This is a genomic window from Paenibacillus assamensis DSM 18201 (assembly GCF_000422445.1).
GTDB classification, from domain to species: Bacteria; Bacillota; Bacilli; order Paenibacillales; family Paenibacillaceae; genus Paenibacillus_B; species Paenibacillus_B assamensis.
Window position 1 is genome coordinate 358,993 of record NZ_KE383837.1, and the last position, 23,938, is coordinate 382,930.

The window sequence follows — 23,938 nt, forward strand, 5'->3', positions numbered from 1 at the left end:
AAAACTGACACTACACTTACAACATGAATCTTTAACGAGCAAGATGAGTAGAGTCTGGCCTGCATACTAGGATTATGGATGTGCGGACACTTCTAAAGTAATCAAACATGTATGAATGTACACTAGCCTGATGAATGGTAAGCTAGTTAATAACCGCTTATGGATTTGGTGGTGGTGAAATCGGCAATCCATTTACAATGTTATCCAACTTGATTTGAAGCAAGATTTCTTTCTTAATCACTTCTTGCAATGTTCTTTCAACACTCCGGTCAATAGCAAGCAAGTTAGAAAGTGTAGCAGGTGGAGATAATCCATCGCTGCCTGGCAAAGTGCCTAGCACATACTGAATTTTTTCAGCCTCAGCATTAATAATATGCGCCAAAGCCAACTCTTCAAGTGCAATGGACGCTAATAGCAGGTTAACCGAATCACCAATTGTGATGGAAATCGTAGGTGTAATATTTGGTATATTAGCTTGTGACATACTCAAATCACCTCTGTAATAAAATATAATTCCTTTTCTCTCTTATAACTTGTGTGGCTAATTACTATTGTTTATTACTGCTGGAGCTTACAGCCTAGCCGCATCTCCATCCTTTTTGTATGACTAGCCGTATAGCCTCATCTCAACTCGCTCTTTCTATGTCTATGCGCACTGATCTATAAAACTGAACCATCATCAAGTAATTTTTTTTCTTACTTTAACTGTTCTATTTAACTCTCCTTCCGTTACCTAAGCAAGCCTAACGATCGTTAATGATGGACCTGGTACACCATCTGACGCCGTGGTCGTATCAGAAGCACGGTCATTGTACATTTGCAGCACATTTAATCCTACACCTGTCGTTAAAATGTAACTGCCTGACAACTGTTCCTCAACACCAACAGCTCCTCCATTGCCTACATGACTGCCCACCAACGGAATCCCATCCAAGCGAAGCGCATATCCAATGCCTTCAGATGGCATCTGAAATCCTTCTAAATAACTAATGATCAAATACGTTTGATTCGCAGAGAGTTGGACATTTGGGGTACCAGCGACATGAGAAATATCTGGACCGTTAATAGCCAGATTGGCTTCAAATACATAAGGTTGACCTGGGGCCACCGTTTGCTGAATAAAGCTCACTACTTTCGCATTGCTTGACGTTACCGATAGACCGACACCTGTAGCTCCTGTTACTCCTGTTGCCCCCGTAGCCCCTGTCGCTCCTGTGGTTCCTGTACCACCAGGCCCTGTCGGACCTGTAGCTCCCGTTGCTCCTGTACCACCAGGTCCTGTCGGGCCGGTAGCTCCCGTTGCTCCTGTACCTGCAGCTCCCGTCGGACCAGTAGCTCCTGTTGCTCCTGCGCCTCCGGGTCCTGTTGGCCCAGTTGCCCCTGTTGCTCCAGTCCCCGGTGGACCAGTTGGACCTGTCGGACCTACACTTCCCGTACCAGTGCTGCCTGGAATAACCGAAACGACGGTGTCCAATTTGCTTGAAAGCAAAATTTCTTTCTTCATTGCCTCTTGCAACATACTTTTGACGCTGTCATCAATAAGTAATAAGTCACTTAATGTTGCCGGTACAGATAAACCCGGTATTGTGCCGACAGCGTATTGTATTTTTTCCGCTTCCGCATTAATGATATGGGCTAATCCCAATTCCTCCAATGCAATCGAAGACAATAGCAAGTTGATGGAATCATCACGTGTCAACGTTATCGTAGGTGTAATGTTAGGAATATTAGCTTGTGACATGTCGATCTCTCCTCTAGGATGCTTTTTTTGTTACTTAAGCGAATATAACAGCCTCCCTCCATATATGTTGTTGTGGAAATATCGCTATTCTTCGCTAATCAAGTGTCGATATGAGTAGTCCATACATTGCTCTAACGACATTAATCTAAGGGGAAAATAAGCACTCTTATGGTGTAGTTAGAATATATGAGCACTTGTTAAGCAATTTGCCTGTACGTAAAAACTTTCGTTCAAGTCGAATTTACGGACAATATGTACAAAATACGAGCTGCTGCCGATTTAATCTAAATGGACATAAAAAATAACGTCTCCACATACCAGTACGGCTGATACCATACAGGTTCAGATGTGAAAACGTTATGGCGAACAATAATATTTCCCACTATAGCAACGCCGCCGATGTACGCGCATAATATTGCAAAATCCCATCATTCACGGTAGCGCGTACTTTTGAACTATCGCTTAGCTCTGTCAAATAAGACCTGACGATGGAATTAGCCAGTGCGAAGTGAGCTGATTTATTTTGCAGCTGATATTCATTCATTACTTTTTGAACAATGCTCTCCAATGTCATTGGCTGTTCACGTATAAGGCCGAGTATATAATTAGAGGTTTCATCAATTAGCTGCTGATGCTGCTGCACGAGCGAGGCAATATCTTTGCATTTTCCCCCATGAGACACAACATAAGCATACCGCTTGCTTTGCGCGATCTTGCGCAAGCTTGCTCTAGCGCCTTTCACATCGGTATAGTACAACAATTTTTGTTTAATCAATGTCTTATTTCCAAATACAGCATCACTACAATAAAAGACTTGATCAGGAGTTATCACACCAATCATGCCAGGAAAATGGCCGGGCAGCGTAACGATGGAAAAGGATACCTGATCGATAACCAGATGACGATCACGATAAGGGATAATATCCGTAATCATATCCGCAGCCTCAGATTGCTCGTGTTCCTTTGTTACGCAAGGAATATGGCCAGACAGCCAATTTTCCAGTGCTCGCTTCTCCATAAATTGCGCCGTCCATGATGTAGCATACACTTTTATTTGTTTATATTTTTGTTTAAAATAACTGACCCCACCCAATTGCGCCTTATGACCATGTGTAAGAATAATGGCTGCTACTTGGCAACCACTTTGCTTCAAGGCTTGATCAATCCGTTTCGCAACTTCTTTATTAGCACCACTGTCAATAAGAACTGCGGATTGATTGGATTTATTCATATAAACCCCGACCGTTAAATCCTCTTCGAATAGATAACTGTTACCGTTAATTAGCTCTAGACTCTTTTCTTTCATGTATAGATTCCCCTTTGTTCAAGGTTCCTATATCCATATATTCGCCTTGTTCGTATAAAATATTTCCTACATTTGCAGTGAGAAATGTAGTTATTTTGGGCAAAGATGGAACTGAGGGCTTTTTCGATTCCAACTGATTTTGTACAGCCGGACTATCATTTTTCCTCGCCTTTATCGTTCTCGGTTTTTGTTTCTCCAGTTTTTCTAGTATTTCAGGCTTTTCCAGCATTTCTGAATCTTCTAATTTTGGTAGTTCATCTGTCTCACCGAGAATCTCAAGATCCATATCTTCAACCACATCTTCAACCATATTATCAACAGATTCCGCTTCTAATAAAGAACTAGGTTTTGAATGGATTTGACCTTTATTTTCTGTGTAATGATCTACAATCTTGTCCAAACTCGTTAAAATAAAATCCATATGTAGGTCACACTCAAATGGATGATATAGGATTTCCTCTTTAACAATTTGAATATTCTCTACGATATCTGCAGCGATATGCGCATGTGCATCTATTGACTCGATAGAGCGTTTGTCCCTATAACGGTTAGTCAGTAACCGTCGATCTCGGAAACGATGAAGATCGATAATCGAATGGACTAAAGAATACACTTTGGCTTCTATAGCAGCAGCTTCTCGTTCAGTTGCAGATAAGCGTCTATACAAGCTTCCACGCACTAAGCGTAAAATGGCACGTTCCATACGATAGTAAGGGGTATCATAATTTCCAATGTTAGAGAGCAGCATATATAACGCCTCATTTATTCATTGTTTTTAATAGTCAAATACATCGTCATTATACGTTTCTCGTTTTGTGAATCGCCTGAAATCCCTATCTTCTAGGCTGTCTTCACAATCAAAGTCCCGCATACTTGTGACCGTATCGATTTTTTTCAGCAGCAGCCATTCAGCCATAAGCAGCGTATCTAAAAACTGAACGACCGTGTGGTTAAATTGAATAATTTCTGAATTAGAAGGACCTGTAGGAAAATCAAGATTCTTACCCACAAAGGCTGCGGCTTTGTCTGTTTCCATATTAATGAGATTAGATAATGCCTCTTCTTCGAGTGCAATTGCCTTAATTAACTGCGCAGCTGCTTCTTCTTTGGATATCGGGTCTTCATAAATCAGATCATTTTTCTTCCTCACGACGCTCCTCCTTTCTTATCCAATTACTGCCTTTATCCTTTATTCTTCAAAATATTCTTCACGGTCTTCCAGAGCGATAATGTCCTCCAGCTTAAATTGAAGCAGCATTTGATTTTTAATGACACTACGCATCATTCGTTCTACGCTGTGGTTTATTTTTAACGCATCATCCAAGCTAACACATGAATCTTTAAGAAGTGCTTGTATTTTCTCACCTTCTGCATTGATGATATGTGACAAACCAATTTCTTCAAGGGCGATTGAAGTTAGCAGCAAGTTGATTACCTCGTGGCGTCTTAAGACGATTTCTGGTTTTATATCCGGAACAGTTGGCATTGACATTACCTTTTCATCTCCCTTTTCATTAAGCTCATCCCTTTTTATCACAAACCCCAGCGTTAACTGAGCAGGCTTGCTATGCTTATCCTAATTCTATGAGGACAATGCTTTTTTTATGATTACAAGTAAAAAAGAGTTGCATCCAAAATATTTGTCCTATAACCATGACAACAGCGTATACCAGAGTGACAGGCATACGCTGCTTGTATGAGTCTATGAAGAAGAGAGCCGTTTGATGCTATCTAACCTTTTGTTGTGACATCATCCACTTCGCATACTGAATCGGCTTTGTAATTGCCTTAAAATAGGCAGCTTTGTCCCCACTATCTTGAAACACTTCACGTGAAGGCTTGGGATTCACTTCTAAGAGCCAATGACGCCCATTTTTATCTACAGCCCAGTCCAAGGCTAATTCGCATAACGAACCATATTTCGCTTCCAAGTATTTCGCAATCTGCATACCGGACCGCTCCAATTGATACTCGATTTCATAAATAGACTGTCGGTCTCCAATCCATCGTTCAAGCAATGTCCTCATACGAACTGCACGTCCGCCGCCATGAAGATTGGAGGTTACACTTTGTTGTGCACCTACCCTGCCTACTATGCCTGTTAACGACCACATTCCAATCTCATTTTTTTGAACTAGCATCCTTAAATCATGAACTCGTCCGTTAGGAAGCTTTACATCAATACCTTGCTGGACAATGTAACGCTCTTTCTTTACCCATGTATACATATATCTGCCCAAGCGATCGAATTTTACATATTGGGGTTTAATAATACGACGATGGCGATCCCGCCCTTCCACAAACAGATGTCCGGGATGTTTGTTATGGTGTTCAATGCGAAGAATCCCCCTTCCACCTGTCCCACTAGCCGGTTTCACATAGACCATGCTGTACTTATTTATCATGTGCTTAATATCCCAAGCTCTATTGAATAGTATCGTGTTCGGCAGCAATGGTTGGAAGGCTGGCTGTTCATGCAGCGCGCTATAGATAAGCCATTTGTTGCGGAGCGGGGAATTGAGAAAGGTCAAATGGCTGTACCTCATACGAAATTTCCTGACGATATAATATTTTTCCCTGTTAAAACTACGACATCGATCAAAAATAAATCGAGGTATGTCCATCCATTTTCTTGTCCATTTTTGAGAGGAAGGCAAATAGATGAGTGCATTGACCTTATTTAAGCGGTAATTAACGTCTTCTGGATTGATTATACATACATTCAACCCTATATCTTGACCAGCAATAGTCATTTTTTCGTAAATATGTTGCTCCTCCATGTTTCGCTTCCCCTTTTGCAAAAACACAAGCACTCCCAACCATGACTGTAACATGCTGCTCCCTCTTTTCAATATTGCCTATGTATAGGCTATAAACCATGAGTATGTTAGATGAAGCAATTCGGTGAATATACCAAATGATGAATGAACATCTCTAGCATCTTTGTTTACCCAGCCATTTGGGAATACCACCTAATTTGTCTCTACACCCAAGCATAAGCTATATCCGTGAATATCCTATGTTAGCAATCAAACGACTATAGACGCTTATGTACTTGACAGGTCATTTGACAAATTAGTTCGTCCGACCTCTATAGAATTGTATCCATTATGGCGTCTAGTAGAATGCTCATCACAAGAGAAAGGAGTGTTCCTATGTCGCAATCAAACATCCCCAATATTACTCCGGTTATTAACGTAACTAGGGATGATGCGATTAACCTGTTGCTCTCTTCTATCGCACTTGAAGAACTAGGGCTCAGCCACATCTTAAATGCAGAAGGTGAAAAACTACAGTATGTTCTAGGTACTCTACCAGGAGTTACACCACCTGTTGTGACAATCAGTGATATTCTTCAAATGAATGCCAGCGTACGCGACACGCTCAGCGCTCTTACGAAAAAAGAATACATTCTAGGCAACAAGCTAGATGCTATCTTGTCCACCCCTATCTCGGTAGGGCCGACTGGGGCGACGGGTGTTACGGGGCCGACAGGCGTGCTGCCAGCTGTTCTCTTCTCTGTAAGCGGCCCTTCAGGAACCGCTCCAATGGGAGTTGGAGATGTTCTTTCCTTTAGTACCAGTTCATTGGATATTGAAGTTACACCTGGTTCCGCAAACGTACGGATCGATTTGTTAGGTTCACCTACCGGATCGACTGGGCCGACGGGAGCCACTGGGCCAACAGGAGCGTCGGGGCCAACTGGACCTTCTGGGGGTACGGGGGCTACCGGTCTTACGGGACCAACCGGGCCGACGGGTGACACCGGTGTTACTGGACCTTCAGGGGGCACGGGGGCTACCGGTGTTACTGGACCGACTGGGCCGACGGGTGACACCGGTGTTACTGGACCTACGGGTGATACGGGGACCACCGGCGTTACTGGATCGACTGGTGTCACGGGCGAGACTGGAGCTACGGGTGCAACAGGTGCAACCGGGCCTGCTGGTGGGGCTACCGGCGATACAGGGCCGACGGGACCTACTGGACCTACCGGGGACACAGGGGCTACCGGCCTTACGGGACCGACTGGTGTCACGGGTGAGACCGGGGCAACTGGCGCTACTGGCGTCACGGGACCGACCGGCGAGACCGGATTAACTGGCGCGACGGGTGAGACTGGTGCAACTGGCGCCACTGGATTGACGGGCGCGACGGGCGAGACTGGACCGGCCGGGGGCGCCACGGGTGACACAGGTCCAACTGGACCTACCGGGGACACAGGCGCCACTGGGGCGACTGGCGTCACGGGACCGACTGGCGATACGGGTGCTACCGGCGCGACTGGCGTTACTGGATCGACTGGTGATACAGGTGCTACCGGTGCGACTGGCGTCACGGGACCGACTGGCGATACGGGTGCTACCGGTGTTACTGGACCGACTGGCGATACAGGTGCTACCGGGGCGACTGGCGTCACAGGACTGACTGGCGATACAGGTGCTACCGGGGCGACGGGCGTCACAGGACCGACTGGCGATACAGGTGCTACCGGGGCGACGGGCGTCACGGGACCGACTGGCGATACAGGTGCTACCGGGGCAACGGGTGCGACGGGTGTACTGCCTGCTGTACTCTTCTCTGTCAGCGGCACTACGGGAAGTGCTCCCGTTGGATTAGGAGACTTCATCTCTTTTAATTCCAACACATTGGAAATCGAAGTAACTCCAGGTTCTGCAAACGTTCAGATTGAGTTATTAACCTCCCCTACTGGACCAACAGGTGCAACTGGGGCGACGGGCGTTACTGGACCTACGGGTGATACGGGCGCAACTGGTGTTACGGGCGTCACCGGATCTACGGGTGATACGGGCGCAACTGGTACTACTGGCGTTACCGGACCTACGGGTGACACAGGCGCTACTGGCGTCACGGGCGTCACGGGCGTCACCGGACCTACCGGTGATACGGGCGCAACTGGTGTTACTGGCGTTACGGGGGCTACAGGTGTCACGGGCGTCACTGGTGCTACTGGGTCTGCATTTGGTGCAAATGGATTCTCTGCTCGGATAAATGCATTATCATTATCAGCTACTTCCACTTTAACGAACTGGTCAACAGCAAGCCCATATTACAGCAGCCCTAACTTTAATGCAACGACCGGGATATTTACCGTACCTGTTACAGGAAGATATGCCATGAAAGCTACGATTAACTATAGAACAACGGCAACTATCTCTATTTCACTCGGCGCAGGTGTAGAACCCGCATTTGCTATACAACGTTTAACCCCAACTGCAACTGATCTTATAAATGGCCTGTTCCCTGTCCTAGACGTAAACGTAGCACTAATTCTTACACTCAGAGCTATATTGGGCAGCGGTGAGGTCGTATTAGCTGGTGACGTGGAACTGAATGCCGGCGACACGATCGCCTTACAATATCTCGCCAACGGATTGACGATTGGATTAAGTCTAGGCGGCGATGCGAACCAAGGTATCGTTTGGTCCTGTTACCAAATTGTATAATCGTCGTTTAACATTTAGGAGGAGCCACCAGCTCCTCCTAAATCCTTTTTCATAAGGTCAATTCGCTCATTGCTATTCATAAACAACACAAATAGCCCTTTACATCACATGTACCAGCTCAATCACAATGTGATATAAAACGGCATACGCTTCAAAATCTAATTTTCTCATAAAATATAATCGTTACTTTACAGCAACATCAAAAGGCCCCGCACCAACCGTAATCGTGTGAAGCACTGTATTTGTTAACAAATCAATTGCCGAGACCGTTCCATCATAATAATTGGTAACGGCACCTTTCGTACCGTCTGAAGATAAAGCAATGCCAATTGGGCCATTTCCTACAGGAAAAGTAGTAGTAACTGTATTCGTCGCAATATCAAGTACGTAAACCTCATTCGTATTTACACTCGTAATATATGCATAGTTGCCAGACGGGGTAATCGCTATTCCTTGCGGTGACGCCCCAATTCCAGTAATCGTTTGCACCACTGTATTCGTAGGGGTACTAATAACCGTTATTGTGCTGTCTCCAGAATTAAGCACATACACCCTTTGACCATTAGGCGTAATTGCTAACGCAATCGGGGAAAAACCTACTTGGATCGTTTGGATAACTGTATTCGTCACGGTGCTGATTACATGCACCTCATTTTCAATCGAATCTGTTACATATAATAAAGTTCCACTAGGTGTTATCGCCGCCCCATTAATACTATTCCCTACTAAAATCGTAGCCGTCACCGTATTTGTTGCTGTATCAATCACGGATACCGTTCCACTGTCTCGATTCACTACGTACACGAATGCTCCGTTAGGCGAAACAGCTAAGCGAATAGGAGATATCCCTACTGAAATAGATTGAACGACTGTATTGGTGGCTGTATCAATGACCGAGACGAGGTTTGTTAATAAATTCGTGACATAAACATAGCCCCCGCTTGGTGTGTCAATTAATCCCGCAGGAAACGTAATACCTGTTATCGTCTGCACCGTTGTGGCGCTCAAGAGTCGAATAACGGATACCGTACTATCTATATTATTCGTTACATAAGCAAGCGAATCGGTTTCCACCTCGAAATCCGTCTCTGCGACCCCCTGTGAGCCGAGAAATAACAACGTATTTTCAGCTTTAAATCGATACGTCCCCGCAGTCGGCAGCGTTTTGGCTTTGAGCAGCAAATCAAATTGGGCAAGCCCCAATAAATCAAGTGTTAACCCAAGTGTTACTCTGCCCCCGTTATTGGATATTTGGCTGCTTAACAATGTTGTACCATTCAGTGTATCGTTTGTATTCGCTGTAAAGCCTGCTGGCAGTGTAAATACAACAGCTCCAAGTGCCAAAATAGCATTAGGGCGATAGGATATGAGTATATCGGTAACCGCTCCTTCGCGATCATTGGTTATAGCTGTCACCGTTAATTGCGCTGCAAAGGGAATGTTTTCATCCTGATGTTCTTCTATCATAGGCGTACCGCCTCCCAAAATAAAGTAAATGGACCGATTTATTCGGTCCACTACTCTAGTTTATGTTTCAAATTTGCAATGTTGATAGAGTAAACAACTGTTTATATGAAATCACTTACTTTGCTCAATTTAATCCGGTATTAAATCGCTGCACCTGCTGTGTTTCCATTTGCTGCGAGCAGCTTCTCAGCATCCATAATCAAATGAACAGGGCAATGATCACTACCTAGTATTTCTGAATCAATGCGTGCATCCACTAAGGAATCATGCAATCTCGAAGAAACAAGGAAGTAGTCAATACGCCAACCAATGTTCCGCTCCCTTACCTTTGGCATATAAGACCACCATGAATATGCATCCGTCTGATCAGGGTAGAAATAGCGGAACGTATCCGTAAATCCAGCCTCCTGAAGAATCGTCATCTTTCCCCGTTCTTCTGTTGTAAATCCTGAATTGCCGTGATTCGACTTCGGATTTTTCAAGTCTATTTCTTGATGCGCCACATTCAAGTCACCGCAAATAATGACCGGCTTAATCGCATCCAACTGCTGCAAATAGCTGCGGAACCGATCCTCCCATACGAGCCGCTCTTCGAGACGGGACAAATCCCGTTTCGCGTTAGGCGTATATACATTAACCAAATAAAAAGTCTCGAACTCAAGCGTGAGAATACGACCTTCCGGCTCTTCATTTTCCTCAATTCCATATCGTACAGATAATGGCTTATGCTTCGTAAATACCGCAGTACCAGAGTAACCTTTCTTCAACGCATAATTCCAATACTGCGAATATTGCTCGCCTAGGTCCAGATCAATTTGACCCTCCTGCAGCTTTGTTTCCTGTACACAAAAGATATCTGCATCCATTTCCTGAAAATAGTCCATAAACCCTTTATTTACACAAGCCCGCAAGCCGTTTACATTCCATGAAATAAGCTTCATCGTCGATAATATCTCCTTGCCATTTGTTAGTTCTACATCGTTGGGATGCAGTGCTATACCGTATGAACCATCCTATCTACTATTTAATGAGTACTGCACAGCATATAGTGATAGTGTAACATATTTAGCACAACAGATAAGAACTGCCCGATGCTTTCATTTCATAGGAACTGAAACGGCTGCTGGATTTGTAATGCTAGTCAGCCAAGAATTGTTCATACTCGACCAACCCGAGTTATATCCCAGTTTAATGGTATGTCCAATTTCATGCGTATCTAAAGCTTCTAAGTAATTACCTGTTGTCATTTTCTAATTATTCTTGAACTCCATTGAATTGTAGAAATCCCACATCCAATATTCAACACCTTGGCAAATAATCAGGACACTATAACTTTATATTCCATTTTGAGGTTGAACACCAGGCTTTCTGAAATCGATAGGTAGAGGTTCTATATTGTCTAATCCTATCTGCGATTGTAAGTCTCGTTAAAGAGCTACTCATCTTACATTCACGTCCTTTAGATTTATCGATTTATTTTGGATTAACATATATCCAGAATCTAAGGATAGTCATTTTTTTGATAGACTGTATTCAATTCGCGAGAAATCCCGTTTAGCCGCTGGTAAAATTACGTTCACCAAATAAAAGGTATGATCACTGGCCTTTCTAACTGTCATTCATGACAGCAATACGTTGACCATCCTTCACCCTACGATAACTAGTTGTCTGCTCCGCAGTATATTCATTTGTAAGACCATTATTCACTTTATCCATGACGACTTCATTACCTAAAATAGCATTCTCAGCTCGAAGTACTTGTTCTGTAAAATGAACTACGTTCTCCCCGTTATCTGCTGCATGATTGCCGTCTGTTGTAAACGATTGATCAAATATATGTATATAATTTTGCCCGTTTTGAATAGCATTTTGACGCAAATCATGAGCAGGAGCATTAGTATGATTCGTCGTTGTATTCTGCACTTTTACCGATTCTCGAATAATCGAACTCTCGTTAAACACCACAGGCTGCTTCGAATTATTCATGATTAGGGCAGGATAGAAGATCGTTTCATACTGCAACACATCCTTCGGCCCGATAATCTCAACATCCACTCCACCACTATTGCTAATGATTAGCTTGCTTCCAGCCTCAATCGTTTTACTGCTGGATAACACCCCTTTGTCAAAATCAACGACCTGTCCGTAGCTATCGTACTCAGCAAAATTATATGTTCCTTTAAAGTTGAGCGAATGAGATTGAGCAGACGTATTCCTAATCTGCATACTTTCCCCTTTGTGCAAGGTCTTCGTTTCCAAGGCAAAATCATCTCTCTCATAGAGAGCAAATGCTTCATAAGGACCATATACATGCAAAGGTTCAACTTCTTTGTTCGTTACGACATATTTGATTTTACCAATCTGGCGAGAGGAATCCGACGAGCTTCCATAGCGGTCTATCTCGTTATTCAAATAGGAGACATAATCGTACTGCATCGTTCCTTTAGCCGCATCAAAATATACGTAATATATGTTATCGCTTACATCATTGATTTCCAGCGTCTTATTTTCCTCTATGTATCGATGAAACACAGCAGGCTGCTGTCTGGACTCTATTTTAAAATAGGAATACGGCGCGTATACTTCCATCGCCTCTTGCTCCCGATTAGTTATCGCTATCTTTTTAGCGATATCTAGAACCATTTGCCCGCCTGTATGATCCACTTTATAGGATTGCAGCATATTATATTCATCGTAGTCGGCATGATCATTTTTACCACCTACATAAAAATACTCATCCGTTATCCCGATATTCGTTATTTCCGCGCTTTCACCTGGCTGAAGCAAGGTGCTTACAAGAGCAGGAGATTTCGAGCGAACAATATCTGCCTTATTTTGATCAGCAGCTATCGTAACAAGTTCATTTGATGTATTTGTAATAATGAGACGTTCGTCATTCTTAACAGGATGTGTGGATGACGTTGTCGATTTCCCGTAGCCACTAGCCCCTCTCAAATCGCTGTTTGTCGCGAAATCAAACGTTAGTCCGTTTACATGAACTGTTACTGTCCTACCATCTTTCGAACTGACCCGAGCGGATTCACCTGGGGCTAGATTGTAAGTATAGTCCGTTGCATAAGCCGTTTGCGATACACCAATTAGAATCACAAAAAGCATACTCACGCTTAGCACAAGCCAGCGCTTTACACTAGATTTCATAGCAGTTGCCCCCATTGTAGTCTCTCTATAAGCAAATATGTAAAATTATAAAATTTTTCTATGTATGTACTTTGAATAACACAATTAGAATCGTACTTCCGTGTATAAACAATATTATGATTATACTAAATTAAGAATGAAGCTGAATATTCACCATTCAGATCAAATTTCATAGTACTTTATTACTTGTTTTCAAGGAATTCACTCGATAATTTGTAAATTATTATTCTAAAACTTTCAATAGCTACTTCTGCATAGTTCTTAAGATCTAATTTTTATAAAATAACAACCTTAGAAAGAAATAAATTACCTTCTACCGCCATATACAGCTCAAAAAAATAGACGACCAATCCCCAAATGGCATTGGGAAATGACCGCCGCTTACTAACTCTTATTTTATTATCTTCTTAGCGATGGATGTAGCCAGCCACATATCCATTGACAACTCTATATATTTATACGAGCTTGATAACTGTAACACTTGGTGCTGCTATCGTTGTTGCCGCTCCTAAGGCATTCCGTAGCGTCAAAATGTTTGCCCCTGCACCCGTATTAAATACAGCACCGCCCGTAATTGTCGGTTGGATAGGGTCATTAGCTCCAGTATTCGCAACGGATTGAATCGACCCCGGTATTGCCACGCCGTTCAGGAACAAGGCAAACGCTCGAAGCTGACCAGCAGCCAATGTGTTCGCATTGGCATTCCAAGTCGCGTAGTAAGTCTGGTTCGGATCTAGAAGTATATCCGTAGAGCCCGGGACGTGTGATATGGCCGTCCCGTTGATTGTCCCGTTGGTAGAGAACACTACGCTGCCATTAGCTCCCACGGCTACGTTCAGTGGGTTAAATACAGTGGCATTGTTCGCCGTTACCAGCGGTCCGGTCGGGCCTGTTACTCCCGTCACCCCAGTTGCTCCTGTTGCTCCTGCTGGACCTGATGGACCGGTTGCACCAGTCGCTCCTGCTGCCCCTGCTGCTCCGGTCGCGCCCGTCGCTCCTGCTGGACCTGTCGGACCAGTTGGACCCGGGTCACCAGTGGCTCCTGTAGCTCCTGCCGGCCCTGTCGCTCCCGTGGCCCCTGTCGCGCCTGTGGCTCCTGCTCCGGTTGGACCTGTTGGTCCAATTGGACCACCTGATGGACCAGTGGGGCCTGGAGGACCTGTCGGACCAATCGAGATCGGTGTGTTTAAAATGCTGTTTAGCTTGCTGTCCAATAAATATTCCTTCTTCGTTAACTCACGTATCGTATCTCGTACACTCGTATTCATCGTGAGCAAGTCACTAATGGTTGCTGGCGGTGAAGTCACACCTGGCAGCGTGCCAAGCACATACTGCAGCTTCTCTCCTTCAGCATTCAAAATATGACTTAAACCAAGTTCCTCCAAAGCAATCGATGACAAGAGCAGCGTGATTGCATCATCGCGTGTCACAGATATGATAGGTGTAATATTCGGAATGTTCGATTGTGACATTAGCTAACCCTCCCGGACTACTAAACTATTTAACTTATAGAGACATCATATTAACCTGTAGATGTACTTGCATCCAACATTCGCTGATAATCTCGTATATGCGTATAAAATAGTTAGTGGTTTACGAGACAAATATAAGCATCTCAGCAACAAAGACGAAGCTTACAATGGCTCCCTATATCACATAATAACGATTGATACACCTCACAAAATTCAACATAGATAGATGCAAAGCAGCATTCGGGCCATTTTTTACAAGTATAATGAAAGAGTAATGCGTAATATAAAAAACGAAAAAAAACACTCACATGACGCAACATGTGAGCGGTTATAAACGACCTATCTCTATATACACTTCGTCAGCTTACTCAGGTTGAACAACCTCAAGTCAGTAGACCGAATAAGGAAAAAACAATGAAAAAGAGAATCGTTCCAATAAGAAATGACTTTATAACACCCCATACAAACTGTTTGTTGGAATACTCTGCTTTGGGAAGAGACTTATAAAAGTGAACCATCCCCACCAATATCATCGCAGAAAAACAGATTTTAATGGCATTGCGCAGCACTTTTAGTACATACTCTCTAAGTGGAATTACATAACTTGTATACCCCATCGATTGCTGTACGGTTATTACATCTGGATAATAGACAATAGAAAATAATATACCAACAATAAGGCCGTACAATCCCGCTTTAACTATTTTTTTCTCCATTACATACCTCACTATTAATTAAATGATATGCATTTATATCATTTGGGGAAAGGAACCTATTCGCCTACGATAGAAAATCCCCCTATATTGCCCAATTACATATTACGTCTTACTTTCTTCATTACATACTTACCAGCAACAAAGCTAATCATCCCAGCAACCAATATAATAGCAATCGGAACAATCGTTTCAACTATGCCCCCCTTAGCTCCGATACTTACTTCTTCGGATACATATTCAACGGTTTCATAATGTTTCACGATGTCTGGTACATAAGTAATCGTGTTATACATACCAATTGCGATTTGAATAACGAAGTAAAGGAGACAGATAACAACGGAAAATAGAAAGGCTTGCAGCAGCGTCCGCTTCAACTAGATTCACCTCTTCATAATTGTGATGCGTACATGCACAAAGGTTATTCTAAGTTGTCAGCAAATCATCAAGGGTCTTATCCAATCTATCATACGTAAACGTGTAGCCCGCCCGCTCCAGCCTTTCAGGAATGACCCAGCGACTTTTCAACACTAATTCTGTCTCCGTCTTAATAAAGACGGCGCCAATCTCAAGCAGCCAGCGCGGCGAAGGCAGTCCAACCTTTACCTTCATCGTCTTGCGCAACTGCTCCATCAACTCGCGATTCGTAACTGGATAAGGAGAAGAGCAATTGAACACTCCACTCAGCTCTTCGTGCTCGCGCAGGAACATAACGATTCCAAACAAATCCTCAATATGAATCCAGCTAAAACGCTGATTGCCCGAACCCTGCACACCGCCAAGCCCAAATCGTACTAAGTTCTTAAACGGTGTCATCACCCCGCCATCTTTGCCTAGTACAATGGCGATCCGCAAGGCAACTTGCCGTGTAGCAGGCAGGTTAAAGGAAAATAACGCTTCTTCCCACTGCTTCGCTACATCAACAGAAAAGCCCGTCCCAATGTCTCCGCCTTCCTCGCTCATTGGACGATCTTCTGCATGCCGATAAATCGTTGCCGTACTGGAGTTGATCCATAAGGTAGGTGGATGGGAACACGCTAAAATTGCCCTACCAAGCAGATGGGTCGTACTCGTTCTGGAACGAATAATTTCGCGCTTGTTCTTCTCATTGTAGCGGCAGTCCACAGACTTGCCTGCTAGATTGATAAGCATATCGGCGTTATTTACTGCCTCTACAATTCCTTGTTTGTCGTCCCATGCCAAATGATGTGGTTGTCTAGAGATGATAATGACGTCGTATCCCATGCTGCGAAATTGCTTCTCGAAGTATTTCCCGATAAACCCTGTGCCGCCGGCTATGACAACTTTCTTCTTCATCTCCATCACTCATTTCCTGTTTATTGTAAGAGCAGAATCAATTGATAAGATACGCTTCAATTGCCTACGGCTATATTCTGTTTAGCCAGCTCAATATGAGCGGCATGATGATTGCCATGCCATGCATATAGGCCAACATTATAGTCGAGACGAATCTCCTGCTGCGAATCAGGATGATAGAATGTCCGCTGGAAGTCTTGCTCCGTCATCGACTGTAATAAAATAACCCACTTCCTGTGCAAAGCTTCAATTAAAGCAAGGGACACCTCAACATCCACATCAATCGAATCCCCAAGTGCTACCCACTTCGCTTCATCATAAGGTTTAATCGTTGGCACATCCTCCGTCAACGCGAGCTTAAAGCGAGCGATGCTATTCATATGGCTATCCGCAATATGATGCACCACCTGCCGAATCGTCCAGCCACCCTCCCGATAGGGAGTTTCTAGCTGCTGTTCGCTAAGCCCTTCCACAAGTGCACGCAGCTTCGCTGGCAAATGCTCAATTTCTGCAATCCACTGCTGTCTCTGTTCAGATGTAATGGTTCCTTCCCAAGTAAATGTCCCTATGGGATATTGTCTGTTCATCTATGCGCCTCCTCCTGCTTGCTCCTTATAAACTAGCTAGGTAGTATGTATTTAAGCCTTTTCCGTTAAGCGATGCTTGGTCGGTGGCTTTCTAACAGCAAACACCATCCCTACAAAAATAAGAACGATTCCTGCCCCTTGAATCAAACTAGGCACAAAACCAGTTATAACGATATCCAGTAAGATCGCAACCGCTGGATCCACAAATACCAAAGCCGAAATAACAGCGGTAGGCAGTTCACGCAAACTATCAAAGAAAAGCAAATAAACAATGCCAGTGTGAATAATGCCTGTCGCGATAATATAAAACCAATTTGCAGAGGTCAAATCATAAAATTCCGTAAAATTAACAAACGGGAGTAGAATAACAATACCTAATGCTGTCTGCAAAAAAGTCACCGTGTATGAACTCATCTCTTGTACACCTTTACCAAGCATCATCAAGAGCGCATAACAAACCGCCGCCAAAAAGGCCCATAGTAATCCAGATGACATGAGTACAGTCCACGATATTGATGCATCTACACCCACAATAAGCACTGTGCCGACAAAGCAAGTGACAACAGACAGTACCGCAAACATCGTTAGCTTCTCTTTAAAAAAGATACTGCCTGCAATAAGTACAATAACAGGCGCAAGATGATAAATCGTAATCCCAATCGTTATCGACGTTAATTCAAATGACTTGAACAAGAACACCCAGTTTAATACTAAAAATAACCCGCAACACAAAATTTGCATGATTTCTTTTGACTTCCACTGCTCCGATTTATAGCTTCCTGTCACGTACCAAACCAGACTTAGAAACATCGTCGCAAAGATACATCGGACAAATACGAGCTCCAACGCAGGTATCCCTGTTTGAACCGAAAAGAAGCCAACCGAGCCGAAGATGGACATTGCAATAATCATTTTTATTAATGCTTGTGTATTCACTCGTCGTATCCTTTCAATCTTATGTCATTCATAGATGGCTTATCATTACGTTCTTCCTTTCATTGACTATCTGCTATCTGCTGCATCCATTCAGTAATTCCCCTTATGGCTATCATACCTCTTCTATTTTACCAAAAATTCACTCTTATTTCGATTTTATTCTATTAACTTACCAATAAATAGCTTTTATTGATCATCCGTTCGTGACATTCACCCAAAGAAATATCTTTACATATGCTGTGAAAAAAGGTGAAGGAGTTCAAAATAATGTATATGTATCCAACAGGGATTCCTGTTTACCCACATCCTATCCACCCTGACAACCATCTGTTCTTCCACTCATGGTCTCGAACGGGCATTAGCAGTACTGCTGTGCAATTTATGAATTTGATGCGCATGCTCTGGGAACAGCATGTAGCATGGACGAGAATGACAGTGATTAGTATTGCGGAAGGCTTGGCTGATGAAGAAGAGACCACCAAGCGACTATTGCGCAATGTCCCAGATATGGGGGCTGTATTTCGACTTTTCTATGGGAATCAAGTTGCCTCCCAATTTGAGACCTTGTTCCGCGATCATCTTGTTATAGCAGCCGAGCTTGTCAAAGCAGCCAAAGCAGGAGATAGCGTAAAAGCAGCTGATGCTGAGAAAAGATGGTATGCAAATGCCGATCAGCTCGCTACGTTCTTTAGCAGCATAAATCCATACTGGCCAGAAGCGGAAATGAAAAAAATGATGCGTGAACATCTAGATTTATTAAAAGCAGAAGTTATATATCGATTGAACAAACAATATGCCTCTGATATTGCTATCTATGATCGAATCGAACAGCAAGCTCTGGCAATGGCAGATATGTTTTCTCAAGGTTTTATACAGCAGTTTCCTTCCGCCTTTAACGCTTAGGTAGCTAAGCCCTCTTAAGACGGATCGCCGTTTTAAGGGGGATGCCATTGCTGCCCTATTCCGAGTTTAATTTACCCAGAGAAAAATATCATGATAGAGCACCTGTAATTATGGTATAATTTTCATAGTTTTATTTTTACATAGAAGGTCACTTTACTTATCCAACATCATCATGTGAGGGGATTCCAATGAGATTTGAAATTGCAGATAAAAGCTACTACCCGTTTATACTTGAACGTGACAAGCATATGTGTAAATCGCTAATAATGAGAAAGCTAAAAGATAAAGAGTTTATTATAGCTATAAACGAGCAAGAGCAAGCAGTCGGATGGCTGCGTTACGGCTACTTCTGGGACCTCTTTCCGTTTATGAATATGCTTTACTTTGATGATGCGTACAGAAATAAAGGACACGGTCGCAAGCTCGTTGCGTTCTGGGAAGCGGAAATGAGAGCTATGGGGCATAAACAAGTAATGACTTCCTCTCAATCTAATGAAGATGCGCAGCACTTCTACCGCAAGTTGGGGTACAAAGATTCGGGGAGTTTATTAATGGACATTGATCCTGCTCTAGAAATCATTTTTACAAAAAAGTTGTAAAACGTGATTATATGTAATTTATAAAATACGCTCTTTTAAACGCCTCTATCTAGATGTTTGTGAAACATGTAAATATGCAGGTATTTAAGCAGATATAGACGCAAAATTGAAAAATGCCTGCTCAAATGCAGGCATTTTTCTTATATCTATAAGATTCAGTGCTAATGACGGGATAAACATTCACATCTGCATCCTTTTTCACGCAAGTCAGCTGTCGGCCAGAAAAGGATGCACAATCGCAGAAATTTCATTTTACATATGCGATGTGGGACATCATCATTCACATTGAAAAGGTATACTAACCATTAATGATGATGACCGCCGTGCCCTTCAAAAGCACCCTGTTCATGCTTGAGCATTTCCTCTTGAACTGCTTTCAACTCTTCCGCGGATACTTCGCCCACGATCAACTGCTTTTTCGGCATCACATGCTGCTCGCCTACGGAAACATGGGTTTGAACAAAATAGACTCCATTCTGATCGAACGTTGTTGTCACCGTATAAAGTCCATCCTTATCATGCTGAGCAGGGATCATTTGACTTCCTTCTTGGCCCTGTCCTTTTTTCGCGTCCCAGATTTCAAACTGTACAAGGTCTGCCTTTGTTACAGGTTCATTATGATCGGTAAGACGCACTTGGAGCACAGTGTCCTGCTTCAAAGCGATTGATTCAGGCGTAATAATCTCCGCATACAGCTGACTGGATACATGCTGCTTCTTTTGCGTATCTGTACTAGCTGTACACGCTGCCGAACTAATGAGAACGAACGCAAGCATAATGCTAACCGCTACTTTTTTTATCATGATGACGCCTCCTAAGCTCCATGCAGCCACGCTTTTACTGGTTGGATACGCGATAACACGAATCGATCCAGCACAAAGACGACGATAATCGAAATGCCTACTAAAGGCATTAAAATACCCATGACGAGCATAAGGACAAATACGACTCTTGTCCGATTTTTATCTTTGCTCGGCGTCGGCGAGCCAAGCTTCGCTTGAGGCTTGCGCTTGCGCCACATGACAAAGGAGCTAATGACAATACCGATTACACCTAAGCAAGTAATAAGACCCAGCAGTTGATTAGCAAGGCCGAACAACCGCCCTTCATGCAGCGCAATACCCACCGTGATCGCTTTACCCATCAGGCCGTAGTCGGCATATCGAACATCGCTCAATATGGCGCCCGAATATTGATCTAGATGCAACGTTGCTTCTCCACCAGGAACCGTGTGCGAAGTCGTAACCGTATACACGCCCTTTTCACTTTTCGGCATCATGACTCGATATGGCTTCTCTACCTTCGCGCCTTCTGCAATCGTTACTGCCTCATTAATTGTCAAGGGTACATAACTGCTTGCCATCGAAACGGGAACGGGCAAATTTTCTGTTGCCCATGGACCGCCTTTGGCAACGTCCTTCGTCTTTAAGGTCGATTCAGGCTTGGCACCATGGCCAAGCGCATAAGGCGGATATCCTGTATTCGTAGATGTAGCCAAACTGCTGATTTGCTTGCCCGTTACTGCAGACCACGGAAGCCCTGTTAGTACTAAAATAAGAATAAACAGCGACAGCCAAAAAGCAGGCACTGCGTGCATATCACGCCAAAACACTTTCCCCTTCTGACGAAATCTTGGCAGTACCGTCCCCCAGATGGAGGCGCGGTTTCTCGGCCACCACATGTATAAACCTGTCAGCAGCAATATAACTGTCCAGCAGGCCGCTAGCTCTACAAGATAATTGGCAACTGTTCCACCAATAATGAGTTCGCTGTGCATTTTCACAAAAATATCTGTAAATCTCTCTCCGCTAACGAGTGAGCCCAGTACCTCACCGCTATATGGATTTATAAATACTGAAGACGCGATATCATTTTCAGTCATACCGATTTCTACGGTTCTCGTTCTATCATCATAAAACATAATCGAATTGATTTGCCCATCTGGATGCATTTGTTGCACAAAATGAATAAGTGCGGACGGAGCCAGTGCCGTCGCTTCTTGCGCATCCGATGCCTGCTCTACGTAGTACAAATCTTTGTACAGCATCGATTCAATTTGAGGCTTAAATAAGTATACGCCTCCGCTTATGGCAAGTACGATAAGAAATGGTGCAGCGAACAAGCCTGCGTAAAAATGCCATCTCCACACAATTTGGTAAAAAGACGCCTTGGTCTTCGTCTTCACGGACACAGCATTCGTCTGAACCGCTTGGTTCGCTTCCACGATATAAATAACCCCCTTATTAACGGTTTCGATTCGCACAAGATTGTGCGTTCATTTGTTGTCTTAGTGTTTGGACAGCCTCCTCAAAGCGATAAATTTCCCCACCGAAGCCCGTTTGAAACTTGATAGCTTGTTGGTAGGAATCGAAAGTAAGTATCGTTGGTTGGCAGCAGTTGATGTTTACATCCGCATGGAACAGAAAAGTAGCCATCTTGGCACTAATCGTCGTGTCCGTCAAAAAATCATGACAAAGAATCACATCACACTCGACATCTTCATAACGAAGCAGCGCACAATGTGCACAGCAAGTATGTTCAATCTGTTGGCTCTTCGTGATAAGCTTAACGGAGTACCTTGTGTTCGCGGTCTTATAGCAATACGAACAAGTCGGGACTGCACTCGCAGCATGACGATGAGGCAGCGAAGCAATTCCATTCGAGGTCTTAATCACCTTCTGCTCATCAATTAAAGGCTTAATATCGCGATACACCGTCATTTCCGATACATGCAACCGACTGCTAATGTCTGTCACACGCAAACTACCTTCTTGTTCAACCCATGTTAAAATCTGTTGTCTTCTTTCAATGGGCAGCATCGTTACCTATTTCACCTCCAATCCTAAAAATTAGGAATTTCATTCCTAAGCAACTAACTAGTAGCTCACATGATGACACTTAGCCAATTCCACTTATTGGCTTGAAATTAGATTATGGCATAATTAGGAGAAAGGCAAGAACTAAATGTGATTTTTTGTTGAAAAATGTTAAAAATATCACACGACATTGTTGGGTTCCTTAAAATACGAATAAGGAGAAATAAGAAAGGTGGAGCAGCAATGCGCATATGGCGGGATTTGAAATCATTTGTACATATTCAAGGGGCACGAACGTTACTGCTAACACTCTTCATCTACGGGATAGGGACAGGTATTTTAGCGCCAATGAATGCGATTTACCTGCAAGACTCGGTTGGGCTTGGTAAGGAGGAGATTACATCTGTCTTTGCGATTTCTCTGTTTCTCAATATGATCATAACAATCTCGGTCGGATTCATTAGCGATAAAATGAAATATAAGAAACGACTGCCGATTATCGCATCCCTACTCTGTATGACTGGGCTCTTCCTATATATGAGGGCCGACAGCTATACCTCTGCACTCGTCGGGATGATATTGGCAGTATCTCCATCTGGTCTAATTTTCGGGCAATTATTTGCTATGGCACGCAATCATTTTACGAGCAAAGCACCCACTATCGTCGAAATCGCGCAAATATGGCTGCGGGCAACGTACAGCATCGGTTTCTTCAGCGGACTGCTGCTAGGTGCCAATCTATATTTGCTTGCTACCTTCCAAGGTGTGTTGTGGGGAAATCTTGCGGGATACGCTGCACTTTGCTTGCTGCTGCTCTTCTATCAAGAAGTAACAACGGACAGCTCAGCCCAGCAAGTTCGCTCCAACGCAACCGAGCCATTTTCGCTGCTCATGCTGCTGGCCATATTACTGCTAAGCTGTTCAGATGCGATTCGAGGCTTACATTTGCCGCTCGTCGTCCATGAATTATTCGGTGATCCGCGGCTCATGTCTTATATGTGGAGTATTCAAGCAGTGTTCGAACTGCTGTTCATGACAGCGGCCGGCTATTGGGCTGCAAAGTACGGGTATAAGCCTGTTATTTGGCTCGGAAGTATGTTCGCACTTGTGACCTATATCGTATATAGCTGGAGCGATTCATTGACGATGTTCTTTGTTGTGCAGCCGATATACTCTGTCTTTGTATCTGTTCTATACGGCGTCGGCATGGGCTATGTGCAGCGTATGTTTGTGCATCGGGCAGGGTTCGGCGCCAGCCTGTACATTTTCATCTCACAAACGGCAACCCTTATCGGCTACCATTTGCCTCTGTTTATCGACGGCGTTACACCGAACATCTTCTGGATTCCTGCTGGTTTGATTACGTTATCCATGATCATCATGATTTATGTGATGGTAAGCAGCAAATCCACACATACCCATCATGCGCCTTCAGCCTAACCCTTTTATAAAAA

23 protein-coding genes are annotated in these 23,938 nt (G+C 43.7%); 4 read left to right on the forward strand and 19 right to left on the reverse strand.

Annotated features, from left to right (window positions below; translation table 11 throughout):
* Positions 1–157: 157 nt before the first annotated feature.
* The 7 genes from H580_RS0115950 to H580_RS24515 all read right to left on the reverse strand — a co-directional run bounded on the left by H580_RS0115950 (position 158) and on the right by H580_RS24515 (position 5,881).
* Entirely contained in the window at positions 158–484 is a 327-nt protein-coding gene (locus H580_RS0115950; protein WP_028595669.1) for an alpha-helical endospore appendage domain-containing protein, read from the reverse strand.
* 249 nt (positions 485–733) lie between these two features.
* The gene (locus H580_RS26700; RefSeq protein ID WP_028595670.1) at positions 734–1,741 is read right to left on the reverse strand and encodes an alpha-helical endospore appendage domain-containing protein; all 1,008 of its coding nucleotides are present in this window, start codon (positions 1,739–1,741) and stop codon (positions 734–736) included.
* Between the two features lie 382 nt (positions 1,742–2,123).
* Positions 2,124–3,047 carry an MBL fold metallo-hydrolase gene (locus H580_RS0115960; protein WP_028595671.1) on the reverse strand — a complete coding sequence of 308 codons (924 nt, stop codon included), beginning with the start codon at positions 3,045–3,047 and terminating at the stop codon, positions 2,124–2,126.
* The gene (locus H580_RS0115965; RefSeq protein ID WP_028595672.1) at positions 3,019–3,795 is read right to left on the reverse strand and encodes a hypothetical protein; all 777 of its coding nucleotides are present in this window, start codon (positions 3,793–3,795) and stop codon (positions 3,019–3,021) included. The genes H580_RS0115960 and H580_RS0115965 overlap by 29 nt, the downstream gene beginning before the upstream one ends.
* 27 nt (positions 3,796–3,822) lie before the next feature.
* Complete coding sequence (locus H580_RS0115970) at positions 3,823–4,197, reverse strand: alpha-helical endospore appendage domain-containing protein (protein ID WP_036605364.1); 375 nt, start codon at positions 4,195–4,197, stop codon at positions 3,823–3,825.
* A 39-nt stretch (positions 4,198–4,236) separates the two neighbouring features.
* On the reverse strand, positions 4,237–4,539 hold the full coding sequence (locus tag H580_RS0115975; protein WP_028595674.1) for an alpha-helical endospore appendage domain-containing protein: 303 nt from the start codon (positions 4,537–4,539) through the stop codon (positions 4,237–4,239).
* 235 nt (positions 4,540–4,774) lie between these two features.
* A complete protein-coding gene (locus H580_RS24515; RefSeq protein ID WP_036605365.1) occupies positions 4,775–5,881 on the reverse strand; it encodes a YheC/YheD family endospore coat-associated protein in 1,107 nt (368 codons plus the stop codon).
* Positions 5,882–6,202: 321 nt separating this feature from the next.
* Here H580_RS24515 and H580_RS24520 point away from each other — a divergent pair, with 321 nt between their 5' ends.
* Positions 6,203–8,515 (forward strand): alpha-helical endospore appendage domain-containing protein, encoded by a 2,313-nt coding sequence (locus tag H580_RS24520; RefSeq protein WP_036605366.1) that lies wholly within the window; start codon positions 6,203–6,205, stop codon positions 8,513–8,515.
* A 183-nt stretch (positions 8,516–8,698) separates the two neighbouring features.
* On the opposite strand, the gene H580_RS24525 is transcribed toward H580_RS24520, so the two are convergent.
* The 9 genes from H580_RS24525 to H580_RS0116030 form a co-directional block, all read right to left on the reverse strand.
* Positions 8,699–9,982 (reverse strand): BslA/BslB family hydrophobin, encoded by a 1,284-nt coding sequence (locus H580_RS24525; protein ID WP_051217496.1) that lies wholly within the window; start codon positions 9,980–9,982, stop codon positions 8,699–8,701.
* A gap of 140 nt (positions 9,983–10,122) precedes the next feature.
* The gene (locus tag H580_RS0115995) at positions 10,123–10,923 is read right to left on the reverse strand and encodes an exodeoxyribonuclease III (protein WP_028595675.1); all 801 of its coding nucleotides are present in this window, start codon (positions 10,921–10,923) and stop codon (positions 10,123–10,125) included.
* A 667-nt stretch (positions 10,924–11,590) separates the two neighbouring features.
* Positions 11,591–13,141, reverse strand: a complete 1,551-nt coding sequence (locus H580_RS0116000) for a hypothetical protein (RefSeq protein WP_028595676.1) — start codon at positions 13,139–13,141, stop codon at positions 11,591–11,593.
* 455 nt (positions 13,142–13,596) lie between these two features.
* Positions 13,597–14,613 carry an alpha-helical endospore appendage domain-containing protein gene (locus tag H580_RS0116005; protein ID WP_028595677.1) on the reverse strand — a complete coding sequence of 339 codons (1,017 nt, stop codon included), beginning with the start codon at positions 14,611–14,613 and terminating at the stop codon, positions 13,597–13,599.
* Between the two features lie 383 nt (positions 14,614–14,996).
* Entirely contained in the window at positions 14,997–15,329 is a 333-nt protein-coding gene (locus tag H580_RS0116010) for a hypothetical protein (protein ID WP_028595678.1), read from the reverse strand.
* Positions 15,330–15,424: 95 nt separating this feature from the next.
* Positions 15,425–15,703, reverse strand: coding sequence for a hypothetical protein (locus tag H580_RS0116015; protein ID WP_028595679.1), 279 nt, complete (start codon positions 15,701–15,703; stop codon positions 15,425–15,427).
* Between the two features lie 49 nt (positions 15,704–15,752).
* Entirely contained in the window at positions 15,753–16,643 is an 891-nt protein-coding gene (locus H580_RS0116020; protein ID WP_028595680.1) for a TIGR01777 family oxidoreductase, read from the reverse strand.
* A 56-nt stretch (positions 16,644–16,699) separates the two neighbouring features.
* Positions 16,700–17,230: a YfiT family bacillithiol transferase gene (locus tag H580_RS0116025; protein WP_028595681.1), complete on the reverse strand. Its 531-nt coding sequence runs from the start codon at positions 17,228–17,230 to the stop codon at positions 16,700–16,702.
* A gap of 51 nt (positions 17,231–17,281) precedes the next feature.
* Complete coding sequence (locus tag H580_RS0116030) at positions 17,282–18,142, reverse strand: DMT family transporter (protein WP_028595682.1); 861 nt, start codon at positions 18,140–18,142, stop codon at positions 17,282–17,284.
* Between the two features lie 291 nt (positions 18,143–18,433).
* Between H580_RS0116030 and H580_RS24530 the strand changes: the two genes are divergently transcribed.
* Together H580_RS24530 and H580_RS0116040 are read left to right on the forward strand one after the other, a co-directional pair.
* Complete coding sequence (locus tag H580_RS24530; RefSeq protein WP_245583580.1) at positions 18,434–19,069, forward strand: acetylglutamate kinase; 636 nt, start codon at positions 18,434–18,436, stop codon at positions 19,067–19,069.
* A gap of 188 nt (positions 19,070–19,257) precedes the next feature.
* Complete coding sequence (locus H580_RS0116040; protein WP_028595683.1) at positions 19,258–19,668, forward strand: GNAT family N-acetyltransferase; 411 nt, start codon at positions 19,258–19,260, stop codon at positions 19,666–19,668.
* A gap of 305 nt (positions 19,669–19,973) precedes the next feature.
* Here the strand turns inward: H580_RS0116040 and H580_RS0116045 are convergent, their stop codons facing one another.
* Genes H580_RS0116045 through H580_RS0116055 form a run of 3 tightly spaced genes read right to left on the reverse strand, consistent with a single transcriptional unit; the run spans position 19,974 to position 22,487 of the window.
* Complete coding sequence (locus H580_RS0116045; RefSeq protein WP_051217497.1) at positions 19,974–20,471, reverse strand: FixH family protein; 498 nt, start codon at positions 20,469–20,471, stop codon at positions 19,974–19,976.
* An 11-nt stretch (positions 20,472–20,482) separates the two neighbouring features.
* Positions 20,483–21,892, reverse strand: coding sequence for a PepSY-associated TM helix domain-containing protein (locus tag H580_RS24535; protein WP_036605367.1), 1,410 nt, complete (start codon positions 21,890–21,892; stop codon positions 20,483–20,485).
* Between the two features lie 19 nt (positions 21,893–21,911).
* The gene (locus H580_RS0116055; protein WP_028595685.1) at positions 21,912–22,487 is read right to left on the reverse strand and encodes a DeoR family transcriptional regulator; all 576 of its coding nucleotides are present in this window, start codon (positions 22,485–22,487) and stop codon (positions 21,912–21,914) included.
* 240 nt (positions 22,488–22,727) lie between these two features.
* On the opposite strand from H580_RS0116055, the gene H580_RS0116060 reads away from it, so the two are divergent.
* Positions 22,728–23,924, forward strand: coding sequence for an MFS transporter (locus H580_RS0116060; RefSeq protein ID WP_028595686.1), 1,197 nt, complete (start codon positions 22,728–22,730; stop codon positions 23,922–23,924).
* Positions 23,925–23,938 lie beyond the last annotated feature (14 nt).

Bases quoted from the DNA above. Each gene is read 5' to 3' on its own strand.
- H580_RS0116020 (WP_028595680.1), bottom strand. From the start codon at position 16,643: ATGAAGAAGAAAGTTGTCATAGCCGGCGGCACAGGGTTTATCGGGAAA.
- H580_RS0116055 (WP_028595685.1), bottom strand. From the start codon at position 22,487: ATGCTGCCCATTGAAAGAAGACAACAGATTTTAACATGGGTTGAACAA.
- H580_RS24520 (WP_036605366.1), top strand. From the start codon at position 6,203: ATGTCGCAATCAAACATCCCCAATATTACTCCGGTTATTAACGTAACT.
- H580_RS0116010 (WP_028595678.1), bottom strand. From the start codon at position 15,329: ATGGAGAAAAAAATAGTTAAAGCGGGATTGTACGGCCTTATTGTTGGT.
- H580_RS0116030 (WP_028595682.1), bottom strand. From the start codon at position 18,142: ATGATTATTGCAATGTCCATCTTCGGCTCGGTTGGCTTCTTTTCGGTT.
- H580_RS0116060 (WP_028595686.1), top strand. From the start codon at position 22,728: ATGCGCATATGGCGGGATTTGAAATCATTTGTACATATTCAAGGGGCA.
- H580_RS0115965 (WP_028595672.1), bottom strand. From the start codon at position 3,795: ATGCTGCTCTCTAACATTGGAAATTATGATACCCCTTACTATCGTATG.
- H580_RS26700 (WP_028595670.1), bottom strand. From the start codon at position 1,741: ATGTCACAAGCTAATATTCCTAACATTACACCTACGATAACGTTGACA.
- H580_RS0115960 (WP_028595671.1), bottom strand. From the start codon at position 3,047: ATGAAAGAAAAGAGTCTAGAGCTAATTAACGGTAACAGTTATCTATTC.
- H580_RS0116040 (WP_028595683.1), top strand. From the start codon at position 19,258: ATGAGATTTGAAATTGCAGATAAAAGCTACTACCCGTTTATACTTGAA.
- H580_RS0116045 (WP_051217497.1), bottom strand. From the start codon at position 20,471: ATGATAAAAAAAGTAGCGGTTAGCATTATGCTTGCGTTCGTTCTCATT.
- H580_RS0115975 (WP_028595674.1), bottom strand. From the start codon at position 4,539: ATGTCAATGCCAACTGTTCCGGATATAAAACCAGAAATCGTCTTAAGA.
- H580_RS24530 (WP_245583580.1), top strand. From the start codon at position 18,434: ATGTATATGTATCCAACAGGGATTCCTGTTTACCCACATCCTATCCAC.
- H580_RS0115995 (WP_028595675.1), bottom strand. From the start codon at position 10,923: ATGAAGCTTATTTCATGGAATGTAAACGGCTTGCGGGCTTGTGTAAAT.
- H580_RS24515 (WP_036605365.1), bottom strand. From the start codon at position 5,881: ATGTTACAGTCATGGTTGGGAGTGCTTGTGTTTTTGCAAAAGGGGAAG.
- H580_RS0116025 (WP_028595681.1), bottom strand. From the start codon at position 17,230: ATGAACAGACAATATCCCATAGGGACATTTACTTGGGAAGGAACCATT.
- H580_RS24525 (WP_051217496.1), bottom strand. From the start codon at position 9,982: ATGATAGAAGAACATCAGGATGAAAACATTCCCTTTGCAGCGCAATTA.
- H580_RS0116000 (WP_028595676.1), bottom strand. From the start codon at position 13,141: ATGAAATCTAGTGTAAAGCGCTGGCTTGTGCTAAGCGTGAGTATGCTT.
- H580_RS0116005 (WP_028595677.1), bottom strand. From the start codon at position 14,613: ATGTCACAATCGAACATTCCGAATATTACACCTATCATATCTGTGACA.
- H580_RS0115950 (WP_028595669.1), bottom strand. From the start codon at position 484: ATGTCACAAGCTAATATACCAAATATTACACCTACGATTTCCATCACA.